The 22,919-nt window shown below is 65.9% G+C and carries 19 protein-coding genes; 9 read left to right on the forward strand and 10 right to left on the reverse strand.

Annotation, left to right across the window (positions count from 1 at the left end):
* Positions 1-15 precede the first annotated feature (15 nt).
* The 5 genes from ACERNI_RS15750 to msrA all read left to right on the forward strand — a co-directional run bounded on the left by ACERNI_RS15750 (position 16) and on the right by msrA (position 4,799).
* Entirely contained in the window at positions 16-819 is an 804-nt protein-coding gene (locus tag ACERNI_RS15750) for an SDR family NAD(P)-dependent oxidoreductase (protein WP_448834205.1), read from the forward strand.
* A gap of 217 nt (positions 820-1,036) precedes the next feature.
* Positions 1,037-1,345 (forward strand): XRE family transcriptional regulator, encoded by a 309-nt coding sequence (locus tag ACERNI_RS15755; protein ID WP_448834206.1) that lies wholly within the window; start codon positions 1,037-1,039, stop codon positions 1,343-1,345.
* A 488-nt stretch (positions 1,346-1,833) separates the two neighbouring features.
* Complete coding sequence (locus ACERNI_RS15760; RefSeq protein ID WP_448834207.1) at positions 1,834-2,442, forward strand: hypothetical protein; 609 nt, start codon at positions 1,834-1,836, stop codon at positions 2,440-2,442.
* Between the two features lie 490 nt (positions 2,443-2,932).
* Positions 2,933-3,847: a hypothetical protein gene (locus ACERNI_RS15765; RefSeq protein ID WP_448834208.1), complete on the forward strand. Its 915-nt coding sequence runs from the start codon at positions 2,933-2,935 to the stop codon at positions 3,845-3,847.
* Positions 3,848-4,145: 298 nt separating this feature from the next.
* Positions 4,146-4,799 carry a peptide-methionine (S)-S-oxide reductase MsrA gene (gene msrA / locus ACERNI_RS15770; protein ID WP_448834209.1) on the forward strand — a complete coding sequence of 218 codons (654 nt, stop codon included), beginning with the start codon at positions 4,146-4,148 and terminating at the stop codon, positions 4,797-4,799.
* 110 nt (positions 4,800-4,909) lie between these two features.
* On the opposite strand, the gene mepA is transcribed toward msrA, so the two are convergent.
* Complete coding sequence (mepA, locus tag ACERNI_RS15775; RefSeq protein WP_448834210.1) at positions 4,910-5,827, reverse strand: penicillin-insensitive murein endopeptidase; 918 nt, start codon at positions 5,825-5,827, stop codon at positions 4,910-4,912.
* A 274-nt stretch (positions 5,828-6,101) separates the two neighbouring features.
* Between mepA and ACERNI_RS15780 the strand changes: the two genes are divergently transcribed.
* Positions 6,102-6,455 carry a DMT family protein gene (locus tag ACERNI_RS15780; RefSeq protein ID WP_448834211.1) on the forward strand — a complete coding sequence of 118 codons (354 nt, stop codon included), beginning with the start codon at positions 6,102-6,104 and terminating at the stop codon, positions 6,453-6,455.
* A gap of 109 nt (positions 6,456-6,564) precedes the next feature.
* On the opposite strand, the gene ACERNI_RS15785 is transcribed toward ACERNI_RS15780, so the two are convergent.
* The 4 genes from ACERNI_RS15785 to ACERNI_RS15800 form a co-directional block, all read right to left on the reverse strand.
* On the reverse strand, positions 6,565-7,533 hold the full coding sequence (locus tag ACERNI_RS15785; RefSeq protein ID WP_448834212.1) for a magnesium and cobalt transport protein CorA: 969 nt from the start codon (positions 7,531-7,533) through the stop codon (positions 6,565-6,567).
* A gap of 231 nt (positions 7,534-7,764) precedes the next feature.
* Positions 7,765-9,603, reverse strand: coding sequence for a response regulator (locus ACERNI_RS15790; RefSeq protein WP_448834213.1), 1,839 nt, complete (start codon positions 9,601-9,603; stop codon positions 7,765-7,767).
* Positions 9,593-10,456 carry a CheR family methyltransferase gene (locus tag ACERNI_RS15795; RefSeq protein ID WP_448834214.1) on the reverse strand — a complete coding sequence of 288 codons (864 nt, stop codon included), beginning with the start codon at positions 10,454-10,456 and terminating at the stop codon, positions 9,593-9,595. Before ACERNI_RS15795 ends, ACERNI_RS15790 begins: the two co-directional genes overlap by 11 nt.
* On the reverse strand, positions 10,453-13,542 hold the full coding sequence (locus ACERNI_RS15800; RefSeq protein ID WP_448834215.1) for a response regulator: 3,090 nt from the start codon (positions 13,540-13,542) through the stop codon (positions 10,453-10,455). The genes ACERNI_RS15795 and ACERNI_RS15800 overlap by 4 nt, the downstream gene beginning before the upstream one ends.
* A gap of 454 nt (positions 13,543-13,996) precedes the next feature.
* Here ACERNI_RS15800 and ACERNI_RS15805 point away from each other — a divergent pair, with 454 nt between their 5' ends.
* Positions 13,997-14,206 (forward strand): NepR family anti-sigma factor, encoded by a 210-nt coding sequence (locus ACERNI_RS15805; RefSeq protein WP_448834216.1) that lies wholly within the window; start codon positions 13,997-13,999, stop codon positions 14,204-14,206.
* A gap of 65 nt (positions 14,207-14,271) precedes the next feature.
* Here the strand turns inward: ACERNI_RS15805 and ACERNI_RS15810 are convergent, their stop codons facing one another.
* Positions 14,272-14,739: a GNAT family N-acetyltransferase gene (locus ACERNI_RS15810; RefSeq protein ID WP_448834217.1), complete on the reverse strand. Its 468-nt coding sequence runs from the start codon at positions 14,737-14,739 to the stop codon at positions 14,272-14,274.
* A gap of 256 nt (positions 14,740-14,995) precedes the next feature.
* On the opposite strand from ACERNI_RS15810, the gene ACERNI_RS15815 reads away from it, so the two are divergent.
* Positions 14,996-15,700, forward strand: coding sequence for a hypothetical protein (locus ACERNI_RS15815; RefSeq protein WP_448834218.1), 705 nt, complete (start codon positions 14,996-14,998; stop codon positions 15,698-15,700).
* A gap of 363 nt (positions 15,701-16,063) precedes the next feature.
* Here the strand turns inward: ACERNI_RS15815 and ACERNI_RS15820 are convergent, their stop codons facing one another.
* Positions 16,064-17,698 (reverse strand): inorganic phosphate transporter, encoded by a 1,635-nt coding sequence (locus ACERNI_RS15820; RefSeq protein WP_448834219.1) that lies wholly within the window; start codon positions 17,696-17,698, stop codon positions 16,064-16,066.
* Between the two features lie 382 nt (positions 17,699-18,080).
* On the opposite strand from ACERNI_RS15820, the gene ACERNI_RS15825 reads away from it, so the two are divergent.
* Positions 18,081-19,745 (forward strand): Na/Pi cotransporter family protein, encoded by a 1,665-nt coding sequence (locus ACERNI_RS15825; protein WP_448834220.1) that lies wholly within the window; start codon positions 18,081-18,083, stop codon positions 19,743-19,745.
* Between the two features lie 97 nt (positions 19,746-19,842).
* On the opposite strand, the gene ACERNI_RS15830 is transcribed toward ACERNI_RS15825, so the two are convergent.
* From ACERNI_RS15830 to ACERNI_RS15840, 3 genes are all read right to left on the reverse strand, one after another.
* Positions 19,843-20,595, reverse strand: coding sequence for a 2OG-Fe(II) oxygenase (locus ACERNI_RS15830; RefSeq protein WP_448834221.1), 753 nt, complete (start codon positions 20,593-20,595; stop codon positions 19,843-19,845).
* Between the two features lie 113 nt (positions 20,596-20,708).
* The gene (locus ACERNI_RS15835; RefSeq protein ID WP_448834222.1) at positions 20,709-21,374 is read right to left on the reverse strand and encodes a hypothetical protein; all 666 of its coding nucleotides are present in this window, start codon (positions 21,372-21,374) and stop codon (positions 20,709-20,711) included.
* Between the two features lie 263 nt (positions 21,375-21,637).
* Positions 21,638-22,855, reverse strand: a complete 1,218-nt coding sequence (locus ACERNI_RS15840; protein ID WP_448834223.1) for an ABC transporter substrate-binding protein — start codon at positions 22,853-22,855, stop codon at positions 21,638-21,640.
* Positions 22,856-22,919 lie beyond the last annotated feature (64 nt).

A 22,919-nucleotide genomic window follows, 5' to 3' on the forward strand; every position in this document is an offset into this window, starting at 1 on the left:
ACAAGGGATGGAAACATGCAGACGGATCAGGGACGCGTCATCATTGTTACGGGCGCGGGCTCCGGGATCGGCGCGGCAACGGCGGCGCGCTTCATCGCCGCCGGCGATCGGGTGGCGTTGCTGGACCGGGACGAGGCGGCGCTGGGGCGTCAGCTCGGGCGTCATGCGGACGCGGCGGAGCGCATGATGGCCCATCGCGTCGACATGGCGGTTTCCGCCGATGTCGACGCCGCCATTGATGCGGCGGTCGCCCGGTTCGGCGGGGTTGATGTGCTGGTTAACAACGCCGGCATTGGCGGCTTCGGCCATGTCGACCGTCTGCCTGATGAGAAATGGCGCCAGGTGTTCGCCGTCAATGTGGACGGCGTGTTCTACGCCAGTCGCCGCGCCCTGCCGCATATCATCGCCCGGCGCGGCAACATCGTGAACGTCGCCTCCATTTCCGGCACCGGCGGCGACCACGGTTTCGCCGCTTACAATGCTTCGAAAGCGGCGGTCATCAACCTGACGCGGGCCATGGCGCTGGATCATGGCGGCGAAGGCGTGCGCGTCAACGCCGTATGCCCGGGGCTGGTGCAGACGCCGCTGTCGCAGCAGTTGTGCGAAACGCCCGAGGTGGCTGCGCGTTACATGGAGGCGATCGCCCTGGGGCGCCTGGCGCAGCCGGAGGAAATCGCTGAAACCATCTTCTTCCTGGCTTCCCCCGCGGCGTCTTACGTTACGGGCGCGGCGCTTGTCGTCGATGGCGGCCTCACGTCCGCGACCGGCCAGCCCAATTTCACGCGTCTGCTGACCGGCGAGGTCCGCACCGGAACATGACCCGGCGGCGCGGATCCCACCGCTCATACGCCTGCTTCGGGCCCGGGCGGGCCAAACTGGCGGCTCTGGCTGCCAGTGGCCAGAGCGCTTTCCGATCGGCCGGAACCGGCTGATCGATCAGAATTCGCTCAGAACAAGGGAAACTGGAGCAGTTTGCGATCCAGATTGATCGGGAACTGCTCTATGCTGGCCATATCTGACAAGAGGGAGGATGTCCGTGGATGAAACCATCACAGGCGGGCAATGCGCCGCCGCGCGGGCGCTGACCCAGATCTCGGTTGCGACGCTGGCCGGCCGCAGCGGCCTGGACGCCGATCTCATCAGGAAATTTGAAGCCGGATCGACGCCGCCGGATGTGCCGGGGCTGCTGGCGCTCCAGGCCGCGCTGGAAAGCTTCGGCGCCCATTTCATACCGGAAGATGACATGGGCGTTGGCGTGCGGCTGCGGTTTACCCGCAGCCTGTCGCGCAAGGTCGCCGGCTGGGAGAATGAGGGCGGCTCGGTTGGCGATGACGATGTGCCCTGACCCGTCAGCTCTCCTGCCGGGACAATCGCGCCTCGCGCCGTGGATCGCCAGTTATGTGGCGGCGCGGCGCGTGGGGGCGGCTGGTCGCGCCCTTGCGGAGAATGTTGATGCGGGCAGGCTGCCGGATGCTTGCGCTCACCGGCGCTGGCCGTTGGTTCCCGGCGCGGGTTGACAAATCATCGACGTGAACAAATAACGAACATGCGACCGCTCCGGTCGGGAGCATCCGCCCGGAGATGGCCATGGAGACGCTCTTGGGAGGCCTGCCCCTGGGAGATGCATTCCTGAACGCCGATGATGCAGGCGCGGGCGCGCGACGGCGCCCCGCTGCTGGCCGGGCCGCTGCGATTCGGGGCGCAACAGGCGCGACGGCCGTCCGGAAACCTCACATCCCGCCGGGTTTGTCCGGACAATCCGGCCGCGCGGCCGTTGCATGGCGCGACGGGCCGCGCCCATGGCTGTTCGGGGTTCCAGAACTGGACAATGTGGTGGCCGATGGCGGGCTTGCTCCGGGCGCGGCGCATGTGGTGGAGGCGGCCAGCGGCGGATCAGTGGAGCAGGCCGCCGGGCATGCGGCGGCGGCGGCCGCGTTCGCCGCCGGCTTTGGCCTCCGGTCCCGGGGCGGCGCCTGCTGGCTGGGGCCGCCCGCTGATCTTCTGGGCCATGGCGTCCTGCCGTTGGGGGAGGCCGGCGGCCTGCCTATCATTGAAACCTGTTGGGATGGCCGGCCTCGCATCAACCTCGCGGCGACGCCGGCGCAGGTGCTGGTGCTGGATGTCTTGCGGGCGCACCGGTTGTCGCTGCCAGTCCGCCTTGCCCAGGCCGCCCTGAAGCAGGGGCGGACCGTCGTCTTCCTGATGCTGGACGCCGCCCGGGTCGCTGCGCCGCCGGATGTTTCGCCAACCCGCTGGCGTATCGGCCATGCTGGCGGCGACGTTCCTGGGGGGCAGAGCCTCTGGCAGGTGGAGCTGACGCGCGGCGAGTCCGTGCGGCGGATTCTGGTGAGCGCCTGCGACGCGGAGGGCCGGATGAGGGCGGCGCCCCGTTCGTCCGCCAATGGCGGCAAGGAAATGATGCGCCGGTTCGTCCGGACCTGAGCCACGCCTGACAAGCCAGACACGCCGCTGACGGTCGCGAACCCGGCGCTGGCCATGCCGACGGATGACGTTGCGTTCAGCGCCCGTTGCGCCGGCCTGCGGCGGCGAAGCCAGAGCCATCTGGGGCCATGCGATTGTTGCCCGCGATCGCTTCGATCATCATGTCTCTCCAGGCATGGGGCATGGCCATGCGTCGCAGATCCTGAAGTTCATGCATGGCGCCAGGGGGCGCCGCAGGCTGGCCTGGCCGGCGGCGTTGCCTGGCGCCGGGCGGACAGCGCGCGCCCATGGCGTCGGCCTGATGCTGGAAAAAGGAAATATGCAATTGCAAATCGTTTGCAATTGCATATGATCCGCACCGCGGCGGTTGCCGTCGCGCCATAAGTGGAGGGAGCGCCGGAAGATGTGGCCAACGGGTATGGACCCCAGGAAGCTGAGATCGGGGGGAGGGCGGTTCGGGCGGATCATTCTGACCGGCGGGGCGCTGGCGATGACGCCTGCGACCCAGATTGGCGCTGTCCAGGCGGAAGAGGTCGTCCGGAGCCGGTCGTCGCCCGAATTGATCGCCGCGAACGGCGGGGCAAAGGCGAAAGGTGAGGTCGCCCGAAGCGGCGATGAACCGCTGGACACGGAACATCTGTTCGGCTTCGCGGAGGGCTCGGATATCGGTCAGCCCGGCGAGCTTGAACTGGAAACGGAGGCAACAGGGCGTTTTGGCAAGCGCCATGGCAGCTTCTCCGCCATTGACGCCGCCATTTCGCTGAAAGCGCCGGTTACGCGCAGCTTCCGCCTGTCGCCGGGGTTCATCGTGTCGCGTTACGACATTCATGGCATGCCGGATCAGGTCGACCGTCACCGCACGGCGCTGGACGGCGCCTTTCTCGACATGCGGTTCCGCGTGCTGGACCGCGCCGTCGCGCCGGTTGGCCTGACGCTGGGCGTGACGCCGGGGTTCGGCGGCGTCGAGCCGGGCACGGGTCTGCGCTCGCGTGAATACGGCGCCAGTTTCAAGGTGTTGATCGACCGGGAAATCATTCCAGGTCAGCTCATCGCCGCCCTCAACCTCGACTACGACATGGGCGTTTCAAGGCCGCACGCCAGCGGCGTTGGCCACGGGTCCGGCGTTGGCGTCACCGCCGCCCTGTCCTGGCGTCTGCGGCCGGATGTGTTTGTCGGCGCCGAAGCGCATTACGCAAGGGCCTATGAAGGGCTTGGGCTCGACCGCTATGCCGGACAGGCGCTGTTCGTCGGGCCAACCCTCTATGTGGCGTTTGGCTCGCATCTGTGGGCGTCGGTGGCCTGGCGCGCCCAACTCGCCGGCGATGCCCGCCACCATGCCGGGCATTTCGATCTGGACCAGTTTGAACGTCACCAGGTGCGCCTGCGCGTCGGCGGCCATTTTTAGAGTGCTTCCCGATCAGACGGAACCGTCTGACCGACCAGGGTTTACTCCGAATAAAGGACGCTGGGGCCTTGGCCGATCCAGTTCCATCGCAAAAGGCTTCAGGCCGCCGGCGGGCTGACAGCCTGGCGGGTGCGGTCGGGCGAATGCGCGGGGCCGGCGCCCTGATGCAGCTATTCTCTCATCAGGCTGACGCGCGGCGGATCGTTTCCCATATAGTGGGACATGTCGTGAGGCATGGGGTCTCGCCGCCGCCGGGCGCGCGCCGGGATCCCCGACAGATTTTCAGGAGGTTGACGCCATGTTGTTCGGGCGAAAGCAAACCAGCCTGCCGGGGCCGGGCGAAGCCCTGCCTGGCCGCCAGACGCCGCTTGTCACCAGCCAGCGCCATTTCGTCAGCGATGCGCCGCTGCATGGTCCGTGGCCCGGCCTGGCGCAGATCCAGCTTGGCCTTGGCTGTTTTTGGGGCGCCGAGCGGCTGTTCTGGAACCTTCCGGGCGTGGCCGTCACCGCTGTTGGCTATGCTGGCGGCGCGACGCCCAACCCCACCTATGAGGAGGTATGCTCCGGCATGACCGGCCACACCGAGGTGGTGCTGGTCGTCTATGACGGGACAAGGCTGCCTGTGGCGGAGCTGCTGGCGACGTTCTTCGAGAACCATGATCCAACCCAGGGCATGCGCCAGGGCAATGACATCGGAACCCAGTACCGCTCGGCCATCTACGCAACGACGCCGGAGCAACTGGTGGCCGCCCGCGCCGTGCGCGACCAGTATCAGGGCTCCCTGAGCGCCGCCGGGTTCGGGCCGATCACCACGGAAATTCGAGAGGCGCCGCCGTTTTACTACGCCGAGGACTATCACCAGCAGTATCTGGCCAAGAACCCTGGCGGATATTGCGGCATCGGCGGCGTGGGCGTCGCCTGCCAGCGCGGCGTCGGCGTGGCGGCAGGCTGAACCCGGCCGCATCTGCCCTTCGGGGTCCGTGAGATTGACCCCGTGAGCCTGGATGTCATGCGACTGGACGGTTGATGTCACATGCGCGCCGCGGGTGCTTCAGGCGTCCGTCACGGCGCCTCAAGCACCGCCTGACAGGCCGGCGGCAGGTCGGCCATGGTCAGCGCGCGCGGGGGCTTGCCAGGCGGGCGTGGCTTGGGATGCAGCACTTCCGGCCTGAACCACCAGTCCAGTTCCTTGCCGCAGCCATCGCCAGGCGGCGGCGGCGGCTGGTTACGGCAGGCGTCGCCGCTGTTGCAGCTGAGGCGCACGTGGAAGTGGTAGTTGTGGCCCCACGTCGGCCGGACCTTGCGGAGCCAGGCCCGGTCGGCGCCAGCATCGCGGCACAATGCTTTCTTGATCGCCGGATTGACGAATACGCGCGCCACCAGCGGGCTGGAGGCGGCGAGTTTCAGCAGTTGCACATGGCTGGCGCTGTAGGTGCGCGGGTCGATGTCCAGTCTGTCCTTGCGCACCAGGTCGGTGGAGGAGATTTCCTCGCGCTCGGCGGCGGAATAGACGCGATCTGTCATCGGCCGCAGCCAGATATCCGCCTCGATGCCCAACTGGTGCGAGGCGTGCCCCGTCAGCATCGGCCCGCCGCGCGGCTGCGCCATGTCGCCGATCAGGATGCCCTGCCACCCGGTGACGTTCGCGGCGTCGGCGGAAAACTTCTGAAGGAAACGCACCAGGCGCGGCGTGCCCCAACTGCGGTTGCGCGAGAGGCGCATCACCTGCCAGGTCTCGCCGGTGTTCGTCATCTGGACGCCGCCGGAATAACAGCCGCGCGAATAAAACCCGATGGCATGCCCGGCGCCAGGCGCTGGCGTCGTTACCTGTCCGAACAGCCGCCGCGCGGCTTCCGGCGGCAGGGTTTTCAGGGCCTGGGCGCGCCGGGCGGCTTCCTGGCGCGCATTCTCCTGGGCCGTCGCGGGGCTGGCAATCAGGGCCGCTCCGGCAATGGCAAGGCAAATCAGTTGCTTCCACATGCGGAAAGGGTCTCACAGTGATGCGGCGCGGACAACCGGGCCCCTTGGCGTTCTCCGGAAAAGGGAAATCTGATTCGCCTTAAGAAAGTATGCCGGATCAAATGGATGGAGCGCGGGCAAGGCCCGCTTCTGGCGATCTGGCCGGGGGACCCGCTCCCGATCGCCCGGTTCAGGCAAGGCATGTCCTGGCACATTTCGTCCGCCTGGATGTTGCGCATTTGCGGGCCGGTGGTAACGGGATGGGGCGCATATCCAATTGAGGCTTGAGGCCCGCATGAGCCTGCTGTCGCCCGCCGTCCTGCCCATCCTGCTGCTGCTGGCCTCGAACGTCTTCATGACGACGGCCTGGTATGGCCATCTGAAGTTCCCAGGCGCGGCTCTGCCGACGGTGGTGCTGATTTCCTGGGGCATCGCCCTGCTGGAATATTGCCTGGCCGTGCCCGCCAACCGCATTGGCCACGCCGTCTACAGCGCCGCGGAACTCAAGACCATTCAGGAGGTGATTTCCCTGGTGGTCTTCGCCGGCTTTTCGGTGGCGGTGCTCGGCGAACGCCTGACGCTCAACCACGCCGTGGGTTTTGTGCTGATCGCGCTCGGCGCCCTGTTCATTTTCAAGGGCCCGCTGTAGGCCGCCAGAGAGGTTGCCAGGCGGGACCCGCTTCGCCGGACAATGCCCTGGACCTATACTTTGAACGAATTCTGCCCGATCAGACGATTCCGCCTGATCGGAAAGCGCCCTAAAGCCAGCCCGCCCGCCTGAAGCGCAGGTACAGCAGGCTGCACAGGCCCAGAATGATGGAGATCACCACGAAGTAACCGTACTCGGTCTGCAACTCCGGCATGTTCTTGAAGTTCATGCCATAGATGCCGGCGATCGCCGTCGGCACGGCAAGAATGGCCGCCCAGGCGGCCAGCTGGCGGGTGATCTCGCTCTGGCGCTGCTGTTCGAGCAGATTGCTGGCCTCAAAGACCGAAGTCAGGATTTCCCGCAGGCTGGCGACGCGACTTTCCACCCGCGTTACATGGTCATGCACATCGCGGAAGTAGGGCCGGGCCTGTGGGTCAATCGACGGCAGGTCCAGATGCGCCAGCTTGCTGCACACCTCCGACATGGGGCCGAGAATGCGCTGGAAGCGGATCAGTTCGCGGCGCAGCGTGAACAGGCGGCTGACCTCGTTGCGGCCGATGAACGAGTCGAGCATGCGCAGCTCCATCGCCAGCACTTCTTCCTCAATGTTCTCGACGATCGGCAGGTAGCCGTCGACGATGAAGTCGAGGATGGCGTGGAGCACATAGTCCACGCCCTGCTGCAGCAGCCCCGGTGCCGCTTCCAGCTGATGGCGCAATTCGGTGTGGGCGCGGGCCGAACCATGACGCACGCTGATCAGGTGATCGCGGCTGACGAACACAGCCGTTTCGCCATAGGCGATATGGTCGCCGTCGAGATGCGCGGTGCGGGCCACGACGAAAAGCTGGTTGCCGAACACCTCGACCTTGGGAAGCTGGTGCGCCTTCAGCGCGTCTTCGACGGCGAGGGGGTGCAGGTCGTAGTTCTCCTGCAACAGGCGCAATTCATCTTCATTTGGCTCGTGCAGACCGATCCAGACAAACTCCGACCGGTCGCTGGCGCACATGGCCGGCTGGTCGAGGGGCACCGGGGTGACCGGGTGGCCATGACGGTAAAGGTAAGCGGCGACAACAGTCATGCGGTTTCATCCAGAGGCGCACCGGCGGGCTGGGCCCCGGTCTTCGATAACGCCGCGCGAAGCTCCCAGACGTCAGGGGTCAGGCTTCCGGGCTTTCAGACTCCCAAGTGACCGGAAGACCCGTTGTGTATTGGTTAAAGCATCGGGACGCCGACGCGACCACGCCGAAGCCCGGCGCACGCTTCCCTTGCGTCAAGGCGGCTCCGGGTCGGGATGGACAGGTCGCCGGCCCTATACGGTCTCGGGCCGGCGGTTCGCCGGCGCGCCATTGCGCAGGGAGCGCAGGACCGAAAACAGGACTTCCGGACGGAACGGCTTTTCAACCACCGGCGTGTCAGGAAAATCCTGCGGCAGGTGGGCGCGTCCGTAGCCCGACACAAAGCAGAACGGGATGTTGCGCCCCGACAGCACGATGGCGACCGGATCGACCGGCTTGCCGCCGAGATTGCCATCCAGAACGGCGAGATCAATGGCCGCGGTTTCCGCGACGGCAAGCGCATCGCTGACCGTAGCAGCGATGGCGACAATCTCCGCGCCCGCCTCTTCCAGTTCGCTGCTGAGGTCGAAGGCAATAAGCGGCTCATCCTCGACAACGAGAATACGGCAGCCGCCAAAGTCGCCATCGTCCGGCTGCGGCGCAGCCGGGACGCGCGCCAGCGGCGGCGCCACGGCCACATGGGTGACGCCGTCCGACAGGCGGATGGTCCAGAGGACTCCGGATGGCCGCCACTCCACAGAAATGGCGTCGGGGTCCGCGCCCGCGCCCGAGCGGATCAGCGTGGAGCCGAAACCGGCGCGCCGGGGCGGCGTGACGGGTGGTCCGCCGCGCTCTTCCCATTGCAGCTCCAGGCCATCGCCCAGCCGGCGCCAGCTGATCAGCACCTCGCCGGCGGGCGTCGAGAGCGCTCCGTATTTGGCGGCGTTGGTGCCCAGCTCGTGCAGGCTCAGCGCCATGCGCAGGGTATTCTCGGGCGACAGCTCCACCTTGGGGCCATGCAGACGCACGCGGTCCGGGTCCAGCGTTCCCGCCTGGAACTGGTCCTGGACCAGCTGGTCGAGCAGGGTGCTGGACCAGGTGGCGTCCGACAGGATGGCGTGGGCGCGCGACAGCGCCTGCAGCCGGCCGCCAAAGCTCTGCTCGAAAGCGGCCAGGCTGTCGCTTTGCCGCAGCGTCTGCCGGGCGATGGCCTGCACATTGGCCAGGGTATTCTTGATGCGGTGGTGGAGCTCCCCAGTCAGCAGGGCCCGCACCTTCTCGGACCGGTGGCGTTCGCTGACGTCAAGGATCTGCAGCGACAGCGACAGCCTGCCGGTGATGGGATCGCGCAGGACCGAGCCGTAGATCTCGCAATGAATGTTGGCGCCGTCCGGTCCCAGGGCGTTGGCCTCGGCGGCGTAACGCGGCGGCACGTCCGCCTCCGGGCGCAACCATCCGCGCAGCACGTCCAGGCCATCGGCGGCCAGCCAGGCGACGTCGCTGGCGCAGCGGCCAGCGACGGCTTCCGCGCTGCGGCCGAACATTCGCTCCGCGCCCGCCGACCAGGCCAGAATGGTCAGGGCGCTGTCGACTTCCACATAGGCCAGCGGCGAGTTGTCGGCGTGGGCTTTCAGGCGGGCGATCGCCAGGTCGCGGTGGCTGGCGATGGCGCGCAGCTCGTCGCGCTGCTGCTCCAGATCGCGCGCCTGCTGGCCGATCCGGAAGAAAACCTCAGCCTTTGATTTGAGCACCAGCGGATCGATGGGCTTGAAAATGTAATCCACCGCGCCGGCTTCATAGCCGCGGAAGCGGCGGGTGTCGTCCCGCTCCGCCGCAGTGACGAAAATGATCGGAATGCGCCGCGTGCGCTCGGCGCCGCGCATCAGCTCCGCCAGTTCATAGCCGTTGGTTTCCGGCATGTGCACGTCGAGAAACGCCAGCGCATAGTCGTGAACCAGCATCAGCTCCAGCGCCTCGGGCGCTGAGGAGGCATGATGGATCTCAAGCCCGTCCCGCCGCAGCAGGGCGTCCAGCGCCAGCAGGTTCTCTGCGACGTCATCGACGATCAGGAAGCAGATGGGGTCAGCGGGCATGGGTCACGTCCTCACTTGCCGTGCGACGCCAGATACGCTCGCGTTCATTGAATGGAGACCAGGCGGCGGATGACGCGGAAAAACGCAGTGTTTCATGGGCGCCGAGCCCAAGAAAACCGCCGCGCACCAGCGCGCCTGAGAACAGTCCCAGCGCCCGGTCCTGGAGCGCTGCGTTGAAATAAATCAGTACGTTACGGCAGGACACGAGATGCACCTCGGAAAAGACCTGGTCCGTGGCGAGATTGTGCTCGGAGAACACGGTGCGGCTTCTCAGGCTCCGGTCGAAGACGGCGTGACCATAGCCTGCCGTATAGTAATCGGAAAGGGAGGCCCGGCCGCCGGCCTGCTGGTAGTTGGCGGAGAAGCTGGAGATGCGGTCGATGTCGTAAATCCCCGCCGAAGCCTTGTTCAGGGCGCGGCGATTGATCTCCGTTGCGTAAAACAGGGTGCGTTCGAACAGTCCCTCCTCATGGAAGAGGATGGCGAGTGAATACAGCTCCTCGCCATTGGCGCAGCCGGCGACCCAGACTTTCAGCGAGGGAAAGGTCCGCAGGTGCGGGATCACCTCCTCGCGCAGCGCCAGGTAATAGGCGGGATCGCGGAACAGCTCGCTCACCTGCACCGTCATGGCGTCGAGCACCTGCGGCAATACCGTGGGCTCGTGCAGGACCCGCTTCTGCAGGTCGGAGATGGTGTCGCAACCCAGACGCTCCCGCGCCAGCTCCGCCCGTCGCTGCAGCGAGGCGCGGGAGTAGGAGCGGAAATCATAGTGGTAGCGGCGATAGAGCGCTTCCAGAAACAGTTCCAGCTCCACCGGCTCCACGGGCGGCGCTGTCATCGGGTCCGTGGTCATCGCGACATCCACACCCGGGTGAGCGACAGCAGCTTGTCGACGTCAATGGGCTTGGGGATGTAATCGTTGGCCCCCGCGGCGAGGCAGATGTTCTGGTCCTCGACCATCGCCTTGGCTGTCAGCATGATGATCGGCAGGTTGGTCCAGCGGTCGATCCTGCGGATCTCGCGGGTTGCCGTCAGGCCGTCCATTTCCGGCATCATCACGTCCATCAGCACCAGATCGACGCCCGGCGCACCGTCCACCACGCGCCCGAGCGCTTCCAGCGCCTCCCGGCCATTGCGGGCAACCTGAACGTCGACGCCATGCGGCTCGAAGATGCCGGTCAGGGCGTAGACGTTGCGGATGTCATCCTCGACCACCAGGATCCGGCGTCCTTCCAGTATGGAATCGCGGTTGAGGGATACCTTCAGCATTTCCCGCTGACGTTCCGGCAACCCGGCCACCACCTGGTGGAGGAACAACGTCACCTCGTCGATCAGACGCTCCGGCGACTTGGCCCCCTTGATGATGATGGAGCGCGAATAGCGGCGCAGTCGCAATTCTTCGGCTTCATTGAGGATGCGGGCCGTATAGACGATGACCGGCGGGAACGACGCCGCCTCATCGGCGTCAAGCTGTTCGAGCACGTCAAAGCCGGATGCATCGGGCAGCGTCATGTCCAGCACGATGCAGTCAAACGTGCCGGCCCGGCACGCGGCCATGGCCTCCGCAGCGGTCGCCGCGCCAATGGTTTCCACCTGGTCGCTGGCCAGCAGCGCCTTGAGGCCGGCCAGCTGCGCCGGGTCATCCTCGACGATCAGGACGCGGCGCATCCGTTGCTCCATCCGCCCTTCAAGACGCTGGATGGTCTGCGCCAGCTCGGTGCGGTCGACAGGCTTCAGCAGATAGCTCATCGCCCCCTGGGCCATGGCTTCGCGCATGTGGTCGCCCGCCGAGACGACGTGGATGGGAATGTGCCGCGTCTGGATATTGCGCTTCAGCCGGTCCAGCACCGAAAGCCCGGAATGGTCAGGCAGCCCCACATCGAGAACGATGGCCTGGGGCAGATAACGCTGCGCCGCGCTCACCGCGTCTTCGGCGCGATCAACCACGATGCAGCGGAATTCGAGATCCCGCGCCAGATCAAGCAGGATCCGCGCGAACGCCGGGTCGTCCTCGACCACCAGCATGACGCGATCACCGTCCTGGATGTGGGCGCGGTCATCCTCGACGCCGGCCATGCCGCCGATGCCGGCGCTCGGGTCTGGCGCGGTTTCCGGCAGTGGGGGGCGTGATGGCGGCGGCGCCTCGGCAACAGCCGCGCGCCGGCGCGCCGGGCTGCTTTCCGGGAAACGCCGGGGCAGGGTCAGGGTGAAGGTGCTGCCGGCGCCTGGCGTGCTTTCAAGCGTGATGCGTCCGCCAAGCAGACCGGCCAGTTCGCGCGAGATGGACAGGCCGAGCCCGGTGCCGCCATAGCGGCGCGATATGGCGCCATCCGCCTGGCGGAAGGCCTCGAACACGCCTTGCTGGTCGCCGTCCTTGATGCCGATGCCCGTATCGCGGACGGCGAATGCGACCCCGTCTTCGACAGCCGAGACCCGCAGCGACACGCTGCCCGTGTGGGTAAACTTGATGGCGTTGGAGAGGAAGTTGCGCAGGATCTGCTCAAGCCGCGCGGGATCCGTTTCAAGGGACCCGATCTCGCTGGCCACGTCGATTTCCAGAACCAGCCCCTTGTTCTTCGCCTGCATCTCGAAACCGCCAAGCAGCTTGCTGGCGACGTTGCCGGGAGAAACTGGCATGGGCGCGACATCCAGCTTTCCAGCCTCAATCTTGGCCAGATCGAGAATGTCGTTGATCAGCGTCAGCAGATCCTGCCCGGCGCCCGTGATGGTCTGGGCCCACTTCACCTGTTCGCTGGACAGGTTGCCGGTGCGATTTTCTTCAAGCAGCCGCGCCATGATGAGCAGGGCGTTCAATGGCGTTCGCAATTCGTGCGACATGTTGGCGACAAATTCAGACTTGTAGCGGCTCTCCTGGGTCAGCTGGTCAGCCTGATCCGCCAGCTGGCGCCGCGAGCGCACGAGGGCGTCGCGCTGCTCCTCCAGCTGCTGCGTCTGGGTTTCGAGCCGGGCGTTGCTTTCCTCGAGCTCGATCTGCTGTTGCTCAAGCTGATCGCGGTTTTGCTCCAGCAACTGGGTCTGTTCTTCAAGCTCTTCGTTGGAGGCCGCCAGCTCCTCGGTGTGGCTGCGCAGTTCCTCGGTCTGCCGGCGGGTTTCCTCAAGCAGCTCCTGAAGCTGCTTGCGGTAACGGGCGGAGCGCAGGGCCACGCCGATGCGCTCCGGCATGTTTTCAAGCAATTTCCGGACGCGTTTGCCTGGCTCCGCATCAAAGCCCAGCTCCATGACGCCATTGACCTGCGCGCCGTCGTGGGTCGGCGCCATGATGCTCCAGGCAGCGCGTCCGCTCATCAGCCCGGAGGTCCATGCGAGCTGCGCCTCATCATCGCCGTGAATGTCGACCAGCGCATTGCTGTCAATCGCCCGCCAGAGGTGACCGGCCCCAGGGGACACCTCAGCTGGAAGTCGCGCGGCGTCGGCCCCCCAACTGGCGACCTGCAGCAGTCCGGTGGCCGAACGCGCATAAAGCACGCCGGCCCGGGCCCGTGTGGACTGACACAGGGCGGCCAGGAATTTTTCACCGATCTGCTCGGCTGAAAGATCGCCCTGAAGCGCTTGCGCCGCCTTCACCTGACCGGTTTGCACCCAGGCCCAGGCGGCGGTGGCCTGACGGCCGCGGATCAGGAAGTAGCCGGTCACGCCCATGATCGTCATCATCAACGCGCCCATGGCGCGGTTGATGATGGCGACGTGAGGATCAACGCCAGCGTGAGCGATGAAATATCCGGCGACGATAGCGACAATGATCAGGGCGGTGAAAATTGGCGCAAGGATAGCCCGGGTCGCCATGAAAGTGAGCGCCAGCGGGAGCGCATACAGCGCCCAGATGGCAGTGCCGATGGGAAGCTCGATGTCCGCCAGCAACGTCGCGATGGTTATCGCAAGCGCCGCGATCGTGATTGTCAGGTTCTTCCGGTTGGTCAAGGCGCTCACTCACACACAGCTTCGGATGACGACCTTGCCTGATCGGGGGGGGCCTCCTGGGCGTATGCCAGGATGCAGTGCGCCAGGATGAAAGCGGGGGCTCGCATGGGGATCACTGGAGGCGAAAGGTCTGCGCGACGGGCGCTTCTCTGGACAAGGTCCACGAATTGGCCTTCTGGCCTGGTGTTTGTTGACATGTCCTGAAGCCCAACCCGCAGATTTGCACCAAATGATAACCGCCACAGTATCGATAAGTTCCAGCTTTTTGGAACAAACTGGCTGGAATGGCGTTTGGCACTGGACGGTATGGGCGCCGGACCCATGGAGACAGCCAGTTTCTGGCATGAATCTTCAGGGCTCTTGCGCTGGGGCGACCGGCAGATTTGATGCGGATTGCGACAGGGAAGCACGCAATGATTTTGGCAAATGGGCGCGTCGGGGAGGCCTGGGCGCAATGAGCGGCTGGCGAATGGATGAGAACAGGAATGCCGCCAGCTGGGGCGGGGATGATGCGGCCAGTCTGTCGCATGGCATTGCAGACGCGGCCGTTGCAGCAGTCGGCCAGGCGATCGGCTTGCAGCTTCGGACCGTGTACAGCGAGGCGGTGCGCAACCCCCTTCCGGAGCGGTTTCAGGCGTTGCTGGAAAAGCTGGATAACGTCTGAGCCCGCGGACCCTTGTCAGCCGCGCGGCGTCAGCCACGCGGCGCTCAGCCTCCGTCGCGGGCCTGTCAGAGCTGCTTCTGCATGATGACGAAGGTTTCGCCCGCTGACGCGAACTGGTCGATGACGCGCCACCCCATGCGGGCGTAAAGGCCCGGCGCGGTGGACGTGTAAAGCGAGAGCCCCGTGATCCCGAGCTTGCGGGCGAAGGTTTCGAGTTCGTTGATCAGAAGCCGCGCATGGCCATGGCCGCGGTGCGGCGGGTCTACATAAAGTCCGGCCAGCCAGGGGTTCAGTTCTGGCCTGCCGGGAAGATCGTCAAGACAAAGCGCTATCATGCCTGCCGGCCTGTCCTGGACGAGCAGCGCCATCACCATTGGCAAGGGGCCGGGCCCTGCCGCGCAGGTCTTTTCAAGCGCGATGATGTCGGCGCGTGAACGGTCTCCATCACTGAAGAAGGCGTCCCAGCGCCATGCGCCGGTTGTCTCCGCCAGGTCCGGACGCTCCGTCAGCTTGACAATACGCGTTGCGGGCATGGGCGGGGCGGCGACATGGCTGCCTGTCTTTCCCCTTGAGCCGTCGCTGGCAGCAGGAGTGGGGGAGGTTGCGCCCCCGGCTGGTCTGGGCGGCCAGTTGTCAGGCATGGAGCAGTCCAGAAGCGTGTGAAGCCCGTCATGCGGGCGGGTCTCTGGTTGATGGCATGTCCATGCCTCCGGCGCCACCCTGATCCGCGCTGCGGCATGATGGGTGGTCTGCGTGACGCCGGCGGGGCTGGCGGCGCCAGGTATCCTCATGCTTTTGATGACCGGGCGCGCGCCGCCGCCAGGCAGGTCGGTGTTGCAAGTCCGTATCGAACCCGCGCCCGGCGTCCGCCATCTCGCGAAGCGCGCAGCCTGGAGTCGCCATGGCAGCCGGCAAGGGCGGGATGGGGCGGGTGGCGGGACGGATTTCAAAGCGCGTCAACCGTTGCCGTATCTTGACCAGTTCCCGGATCAGGCGCAGCTTTACAGCAATTCCGCAGGCTTGATCTGCCGGCTTTTTCCAGGACAGGAGCTACATATGCAGCAAATACAGAAGCGTGCTGGTCAAACTCCCTTGCGAGGCCTTCTGGCTGGAGGAACGGGGCTTGTGTTCGCAGCCGTTGCTGGAACGATCGCGCTATCCGCCTGCCAGACCAAGGCTCCGGCTCCGACGGGCAATCTGCTCACCGCCGCCGGATTTACCACGAAAGTGGCGGACACCCCGGCCCGGCAGGCCAAGCTGGCCGCCATTCCGGCTGGCAAGATGATGGCCCGGCAGGTAAAGGGCAAGACCGTGTATGTCTTCGCTGATCCGAAGGGGTGCAACTGCGTCTATATCGGCGATGAGACGGCCTATCAGAGTTTCAGGCAGTTGGGGCGCAACCGTTCGCTCCCCTCCGATCAGTCGCTGGTCGCTGAAATGAATTCGGAGAACAGTTGGGACTTCAATTCGATTGGTCCCGGACCGAACTGGTAAGCTGACGCCGGTTGAACCGCCCGGCCTCCGGGGGAAATGCCCGGAGGCAAGCGGCGGGCTCCCGTCCGGAGCGCCTTCGCGAAACGCGGGACCTGCTTTTCGCGAAGGGAATGCATATTTTCGGCGCGCCCATTTCTGACGCACTGGAAATGCCCCGCGACGTCCTTCGCGACGTCCGCCATATAGATCTGCGCGTTGCGGGTCGTGGATACGCCAGCGCCCTGGCGGCCAGAGCCTGGCTCAGGGCTTGCTCCAGGCGCTGATGCGCGTTCAGACGCGCGACGCCGGCCCGCATGGCGCGGCCCCGGCTCTTGATTCAGGACTTCCTGGGCCAAAATGCCCTTAGCCATGACCTCGTCAGGGTCAAACCATCTGCCGGAAAATCGCGTAGAGCGCGCCGGAAAGCAGGATGGCGCACGGCAGGGTCAGCACCCAGGCCATCAGCAGGTTACGGATGGTCGCGAACTGCAGTCCCGAGCGGTTCGCCGCCATGGTTCCGGCGACGCCTGAGGACAGCACGTGGGTTGTGGAAACCGGCAGGCCGTAGACGTCCGCCGCAAAGATCGTGCCAGCGGCGACAAGCTCCGCCGAGGCGCCCTGGGCGTAGGTCAGATGCGATTTGCCGATCCGCTCGCCCACCGTGACGACAATGCGCTTCCAGCCCACCATGGTGCCGAGGCCAAGGGCAAGCGCCACGGCGATTTTCACCCACAGCGGAATGAAGCGGGTGGCGGCGTCCAACTCGGTCTTGAAGGCCTTGAGTGTTGCCGCCTGCGCAACGGTCAGGCCGCTCTTGCTGTCTTTTGTCAGCAGGCGGATCGCCTCCGAGGCCAGGTACAGGTCGTTGCGGATATTGCGCACCGAAGCGGCTGGCGTCTTGCCGAGATCGCCGACCCGGGCGGCCTGGGCCGAAATATCATTCACCAGGGCCGCCAGGGCCGGATAGGTCGTCGCGCTGATGGCGCGGGTCGCGATGTAGTGCGACACGGCCGGACGCGGATCGCCTGAGGCGCCATTGTCTTCCAGCCCGCCATGGGTCGCGGCCATGGCGGTCATGACCTGGGCGGCGTCATGCGCGGTGACGTTGAAGGCCGCGACATGGTTGGGCGCCGGCGAGCGGTTCAGGGCATAGGCTGTCGGCGCGGCGCCGATCAGGATCAGCATGATCAGGCCCATGCCCTTCTGGCCGTCGTTGGAGCCATGGGCGAATGAAACGCCGGTGCAGGTGGCGATCAGCACGCCGCGGATCCACCATGGCGGCTGGGCGCCTTTGGGCTCGGCATAGAGTTCCGGCTTGCGCACGAGAAATTTCAGGGCCAGCAGCAGCAGCGCCGCCATGCAAAAGCCGAACAGGGGCGACAGCAGCAGCGACCAGCCGATCTCGGTGGCCTTCGACCAGTCGACGCCCGAGGTCCCGTTCTGGCCGGCAAACAGCGCATTGGCGACGCCGACGCCGATGATCGAACCAATCAGCGTGTGCGAGCTGGAGGCGGGGAGGCCGAGCGCCCATGTGCCGAGGTTCCAGATGATCGCCGCGATGAGCAGGGCGAACACCATGGCGAAGCCGGCTCCCGTGCCCGCTTGCAGGATCAGCTCGACCGGAAGCAGCGCGATGACGCCAAATGCCACCGCCCCGCTGGAGAACAGCACCCCGAGGAAATTGAAGACGCCGGACCATATCACGGCGACGTTGGCGGGTAGCGCATTGGTGTAGATGACCGTGGCGACCGCGTTCGCCGTATCGTGGAAGCCGTTGACGAATTCGAAGCCGAGCGCGATCAGCAGGGCCAGTACAAGCAGGGCGAATGGCGTCAGCGCGATGGCCGGCGCATCCGCCGCCATGACGTCGCTGTAAAGGCTGAAGGCCGCATAGGCGAGGCCAGCCGCGAGCAGCCCGAAGAATCCGGCAAATGCGGCGAAGCTGGTTTTTTGCGCGCGCTGGGTCCCCGTTACCGGGGCAGACGCTGGACGCGATAGCATGAGTGTGGTGTCGGCCATGGTCGCACTGGAGACATCGCGTCAGCCGGCGCCTGGCTGGCGCCGTCATTAAGCCGTCACATGACAAGCGAAGGCCTTTTTGGCAAGATGCGGCGGACGCGAAATCCCGTCGAATTCCCGTTCGCATTGATTGACGCGGGTTCCGCGGCCCGGATTCAGCTTTCAATTGCTCGCGATATCTGATGGCTTTGGCGCCTTGTGGCGCCTGCGGGCTCCGGCAGGGCGGCCCGGTCAGGTCCTGGGGCCGCCGGCGTCTTTACGGTCATCGAAGCCCGAAGCGGTTTCTGGCTCCGGTTCGTGGTGAAGCAGGGAACCGGGGCGGTATCGTGCGTCCGGTTGCCCGGAAACGTCCAGATTGCGCTGGGCAGGCGGAAGGGCGCTCATGTCGACACTTGTTGTCATTCTTGGCGGCGTCGGGCTGTTTCTGCTCGGCATGACCGTCATGACCGACGGCCTGAAGGCCCTTGCCGGCTCCTCGCTGCGCACGGTGCTGGGCAAGGCGGCGGCCACGCCGGTCTCCGGCGCCTTCTGGGGCGCGGTCATTACCCTGCTGGTGCAATCGTCAAGCGCGGTGACGATGACAACCATCGGCCTGGTCAATGCCGGCCTGCTGACTTTCCCCCAGGGGCTTGGCCTGGTGTTCGGCGCCAATGTCGGCACCACGGGCACCGGCTGGCTGGTGGCGTTGATCGGCGTGCGGGTCTCGCTGTCCACCTATGCCCTGCCGCTGATTTTTGTGGGCGCGCTGACGCGGCTGCTGGCCAGCGGCCGCATCGCCGCGAGCGGCGGCGCCCTGGCGGGTTTTGCCCTGGTGCTCTACGGCCTCACCACGCTTCAGCAGGGGATGGGTGGCCTCGCCGAAAGCCTGCACCCCTCCGATCTGCCGGCTGTGCTGGGCATGCCTGGGGTCAACTGGCTGCCCGGCATGGGCAGCCTGATGGTCCTGATCTTCGTCGGCCTGGCCATGACCGCGGTAATGCAATCGTCGACCGCCGCCATCGCCGTGACCATCTCCGCCTTTTTTGCCGGCGCGGTGAGCCTGGAGCAGGGCGCGGCCCTGATTATCGGCCAGAATATCGGCACGGCGACGAGTTCGGCGCTGGCGGCAATTGGGGCCAGCGTCACCGCGAAGCGTCTGGCCCTGGCCTATGTACTGTTCAAGCTGATCGCGGCGCTCATCGCCATCGCGGCGTTTCCGCTGACCACGCGGCTGATGCAGGGCCTGTCGTCGACGCTCGACGGCACGACCCTGCTGGCGGCCTATCACACCGCCTACAATGTGATCGGCGTCGCCGTTCTCCTGCCCGCCACCCAATGGTTCACCCGGGTGGTCACCCGGATGTTGCCGTCGCGGGAAACGGCGCTGGAGCGCGCGCTTGATCCCAGCGCGCTCGCCAGCCCGGTGATCGCTGTCGAAACGGCGCGGCGGGTTGTGGCTGATGTTCTGGAAACCACGGCTGCTTCGGCTTCCGCCGCCCTCGCCGGCGGCAGGGGCGCGGTCGAAACCGGGGCCGCCGCCGCCACGCTGGAGAAAGTATGGGCGTTCCTCTCCGGGCTGGAGGAAAAGCCGGAAAGCGCGGAGGAGCGCCTGCGTCTGACCAGCACATTGCACGCGCTCGATCATGTCGCGCGCCTGATCGAGGCGCTTGGCGCAGAGCCACCCGGCGCCATCCCGGCCGATGCGCCGGAGAGCGCCGCCGTCGCGCTTTGCGATGCGACGCTGCGCGACGTCCGGACAATTGCCGGCGCCATCGCCACGGAAACCGCGCTCAGCACCCAGGCGGCGTCCATTGGCTGGACCCCATCGGCGCCGGACGCGGCGGCGCTGGCGAGAATGGCCGCCGCGGCGAAACAGCTCGGGGAGATGCAGCGGGGGCTCCGGGCTGAGGCGCTCGCCGCCGTGGCGTCTGGCAAGCTGACCGCGTCAGAGGCGCTCACGCGGATCGATGCAACGCGCCGGATGGACCAGGTCGCCAGTCATGCCTGGCGCGCCGCTGCCCACCTGCTCGGCCAGGGCGGACCCCGCGTCGATCTCAACAACGCCTGAGGGGGACAATGAAAGCGGACGCGGGCGGGGCATGCCGTCTCGGCGGCGCTTTCCCCGCCCATGGCGCCAGACAAGGCGTGCGCCCAGCATTGTCCGCTCAGCGGGCGTCGTGAAAGATGATCCCGACGGTGTGGCGCATCCCCGAGCGGACGCGGCTGACGCCATGACGCAGATTGACGCGATAATTGCCCTTTGCGCCCCGGACCGGCCGGTTGTGGACCGCAAAGGCGATGGCGTCGCCCTGCCGCAATGGCGCCACCTCAACCCGGCTCTGCATGCGCGGCCGCTGTTCGGTGAGCGCGAATTCGCCGCCGGTGAAGTCGCGCCCTGGCTCGGAAAGCAGGATCGCCACCTGGAGTGGGAACGACAGGTCGCCGTAAAGGTCCTGATGCAGGCAGTTGAAGTCGCCGGGGCCATATTGCAGCAGCAGCGGCGTCGGCCGGCTCTGGCCGGCGTCGTGGCATTGTTGCAGATACGAGGCGTGATCGGCGGGGAAGCGCTGGTCGATTCCCATGCGCCCGTTCCAGTCGTCGGCGATGGCGGCGAGACGCGGATAAAGCGCCGTGCGGAGGCTGCCGATCAGGTCCGGCAGCGGATATTTGAAGTAGCGATATTCGCCCTTCCCGAAACCGTGCCGCGCCATGATGATATGACTGCGGAAATGGCGCTCATCGCCATAGAGCGCGGCAATGTCGCCGCATTCCGCCGGCGTGAGCAGTTTCGGCATGACCGCGCAGCCGTAGCTGTCGATTTCGCTGGCGAGCGCCCGCCAGTCGCAGGCGGCGACCCGCGCTTCCACGGACATATCCGTAGGCGCCGGGGCGATGGCGTTGATGGAGTGCTGCTTCATGCCACCGCCTCCTTGCGGTTCTGCTGGCGTTTGCGCGTGACGTTTCATGTGCGCGATGTCTTTGCGTGTGGCGCCTTCGCGCGGCGCCCTGGGCGACATCGGGCCAAGGGGCCTCAAAACGACCCACCGTCGCCCAGACTGGGGCGCGTGGCGCTGATCGAGGGGTGGAGCACGGGCTGGTAGCCCGCCGTCAGGGTCAGAACAGTCGACGGCGGGGTGAGCAGCCAGTCCGCGGTGCGCAGAACTTCCGGTCTCCCATAACCTTCGGCGGTCCAGCGATGGCCAAGGCCCCCCCGCAGGACCCAGGCCTCGCCGCCGACAGCAACAACCGCCCCGTCCGGCAGGTCCGCAGGAGGCCGCATGGGCGGATGCAGGCGCTTGCGCGCATGATCGGGACGTTCGGCATCGAGACGCTCGGCGTGGAGCACGCGATCCATCTGCGCGGCGGAGGGGGGCATCTCGCCCCGCGCTGAGGCCCAGCACGCCTGAAACCGCCTGGCGGCCTCACGGCGGCACAGAAAACAGGGGCGGTGCCCGGCGGCGAGCGCCACGGCTTCATCAAGGAAAAACAGCTCCGTCCATGACCGACGCGCCATGACGGCGCGACGCCGGCCCCTGTAGGCGCAGTCGCACACAAGCCAGGCCCGCGTCGCCCAACGTCTGGCCAGCAGGGTCTTCGTCGCCGGGTCGTGGATGATGCCGCGATTGCCCGTAAACAGACCCCGCTGGGCGATGGCGACGATCTCGCCAAACGGCGTGACGCGGTTCTGGAGAGGCATGGCATTCCTTTCGGGCCGCACGCTCCGGTCACGGTTCCTGCTGGCTCTGCCACACCATGCGACGGGCGCGGGCCGCAGGCACTCCGGATCCTGCTGTCAAATTCTCCGGTGCGGCCAACGACTGTTTCTGCGGCCAGTTGGGGCGCGGAAGGAGCCAGTGACGCCAGGCGGCCACCGCCGGATCAGCGCCCCCGATCGACGTCCAGGCGGGGCGTTGCCGGCGTCATGCGCGACGCCAGCCTTCTCCGGTCCTGAAACCTCGTTCACCGCATGTCGGCGCTGATCAGCTCACCTTCCATCACCCAGCTCACGCCGTTGAAGCGTCCAATCTGCATCTGGCGAATGGGCGAATAATCAGCAGGCGACGTATTCACCCGGATGCCGGGCAGGAGCATGGGCAATTCAACCTCAGACAGGTTCGTTGCCTGTTTCAGCAGGTTTTCCCGCGTCAGGTTATCGCCGCACTGTTCAAGCAGACGCACTGTCAGATAGGCCGTTGCATAGGCGATCACATTGCTGCTTTCCGAGATGTTGCCATGCTTGTACCATTCATCGAAGAATTTCTTGTAGGCGATCACATCCGGCGCATTGGCCCAGTAAGGATCATCCGCGCGCTTGAAAGCAAAGGCGCTGAGGAAGCCTTTGGCATTCTCCGGGCCCGCCGGCCGCAGCACCGTGCCGATGGATGCCGTCACGGCCGCAAGATAAACCTGCGGTTTCCAGCCGGTTTCGGCAATTCTCCGGATCGCCTGGGCGCCGAATTTGGGCGTCGCCATCAGGAAGAGCGTGTCGGCGCCGGTGGCTTTCAGGGCGACAATCTGGGAATCAATGGTTGTTTCAGATGTTTCGTAGCTGAGTTCCTTGACGATCATCGACGCGGCGGCCGCCCCGAGGCCATCCCGGAACCCCTTCGCGTAATCACGCCCGGCGTCATCATTCTGGATCAGGATGCTCACCCTGGCCTTGGGGTTGTGCTTCAGAAGATGTTGGGCGAACACCCGTCCTTCCATTTCGTAGAGCGCATAAAGCGCTGTTGAATATGGATAGTTCTCCGGATCGTTCCACTTCGAGGCGCCAGAGGCGATGAGCAGCTGCGGAACCTTTTTGGCGTTCAGATATTTCTGGACGGCGGAGCTTGTGACGGTGCCCACCTGGCCGATCATGGCGAACACTTCATCCTGCTCGACGAGCTTGCGGGTTTGCTCAACGGTTTTCGCCGGATTGTACGCGTCGTCCAGGCTGATGAACCTGATCTTGCGTCCGTTGACGCCGCCGCGCGCATTGATCATCTCGTAATAGGCGGCGCTGAGATGCCCGACGGCGCCGTAGGCTGATACGGGCCCGCTATAGGGAACGGTGTGGCCAATCCGTATTTCCCGATCATTGGCGCCCTTGCTGTATTCCGCCGCTCCGGCGGGGGGACCGCAGGACAAGATCGCGGCGGCGAATACGGGAGCCAGAACAGCTCTGATGCCTGACATCTTCCTCTCCTTTGCAGACGATCATTGATCGCACTGGGGCCGGGAGCATCCAGATGCTGGCCAG

This window comes from Camelimonas sp. ID_303_24 (assembly GCF_053543495.1).

Excerpts from the sequence above, each read along its gene's own strand:
- ACERNI_RS15750 (WP_448834205.1), top strand. The coding sequence starts at position 16 with ATGCAGACGGATCAGGGACGCGTCATCATTGTTACGGGCGCGGGCTCC.
- ACERNI_RS15765 (WP_448834208.1), top strand. The coding sequence starts at position 2,933 with ATGACGCCTGCGACCCAGATTGGCGCTGTCCAGGCGGAAGAGGTCGTC.
- msrA (WP_448834209.1), top strand. The coding sequence starts at position 4,146 with ATGTTGTTCGGGCGAAAGCAAACCAGCCTGCCGGGGCCGGGCGAAGCC.
- mepA (WP_448834210.1), bottom strand. The coding sequence starts at position 5,827 with ATGTGGAAGCAACTGATTTGCCTTGCCATTGCCGGAGCGGCCCTGATT.
- ACERNI_RS15780 (WP_448834211.1), top strand. The coding sequence starts at position 6,102 with ATGAGCCTGCTGTCGCCCGCCGTCCTGCCCATCCTGCTGCTGCTGGCC.
- ACERNI_RS15785 (WP_448834212.1), bottom strand. The coding sequence starts at position 7,533 with ATGACTGTTGTCGCCGCTTACCTTTACCGTCATGGCCACCCGGTCACC.
- ACERNI_RS15790 (WP_448834213.1), bottom strand. The coding sequence starts at position 9,603 with ATGCCCGCTGACCCCATCTGCTTCCTGATCGTCGATGACGTCGCAGAG.
- ACERNI_RS15795 (WP_448834214.1), bottom strand. The coding sequence starts at position 10,456 with ATGACCACGGACCCGATGACAGCGCCGCCCGTGGAGCCGGTGGAGCTG.
- ACERNI_RS15805 (WP_448834216.1), top strand. The coding sequence starts at position 13,997 with ATGAGCGGCTGGCGAATGGATGAGAACAGGAATGCCGCCAGCTGGGGC.
- ACERNI_RS15810 (WP_448834217.1), bottom strand. The coding sequence starts at position 14,739 with ATGCCCGCAACGCGTATTGTCAAGCTGACGGAGCGTCCGGACCTGGCG.
- ACERNI_RS15815 (WP_448834218.1), top strand. The coding sequence starts at position 14,996 with ATGCTTTTGATGACCGGGCGCGCGCCGCCGCCAGGCAGGTCGGTGTTG.
- ACERNI_RS15820 (WP_448834219.1), bottom strand. The coding sequence starts at position 17,698 with ATGGCCGACACCACACTCATGCTATCGCGTCCAGCGTCTGCCCCGGTA.
- ACERNI_RS15825 (WP_448834220.1), top strand. The coding sequence starts at position 18,081 with ATGTCGACACTTGTTGTCATTCTTGGCGGCGTCGGGCTGTTTCTGCTC.
- ACERNI_RS15830 (WP_448834221.1), bottom strand. The coding sequence starts at position 20,595 with ATGAAGCAGCACTCCATCAACGCCATCGCCCCGGCGCCTACGGATATG.
- ACERNI_RS15835 (WP_448834222.1), bottom strand. The coding sequence starts at position 21,374 with ATGCCTCTCCAGAACCGCGTCACGCCGTTTGGCGAGATCGTCGCCATC.
- ACERNI_RS15840 (WP_448834223.1), bottom strand. The coding sequence starts at position 22,855 with ATGTCAGGCATCAGAGCTGTTCTGGCTCCCGTATTCGCCGCCGCGATC.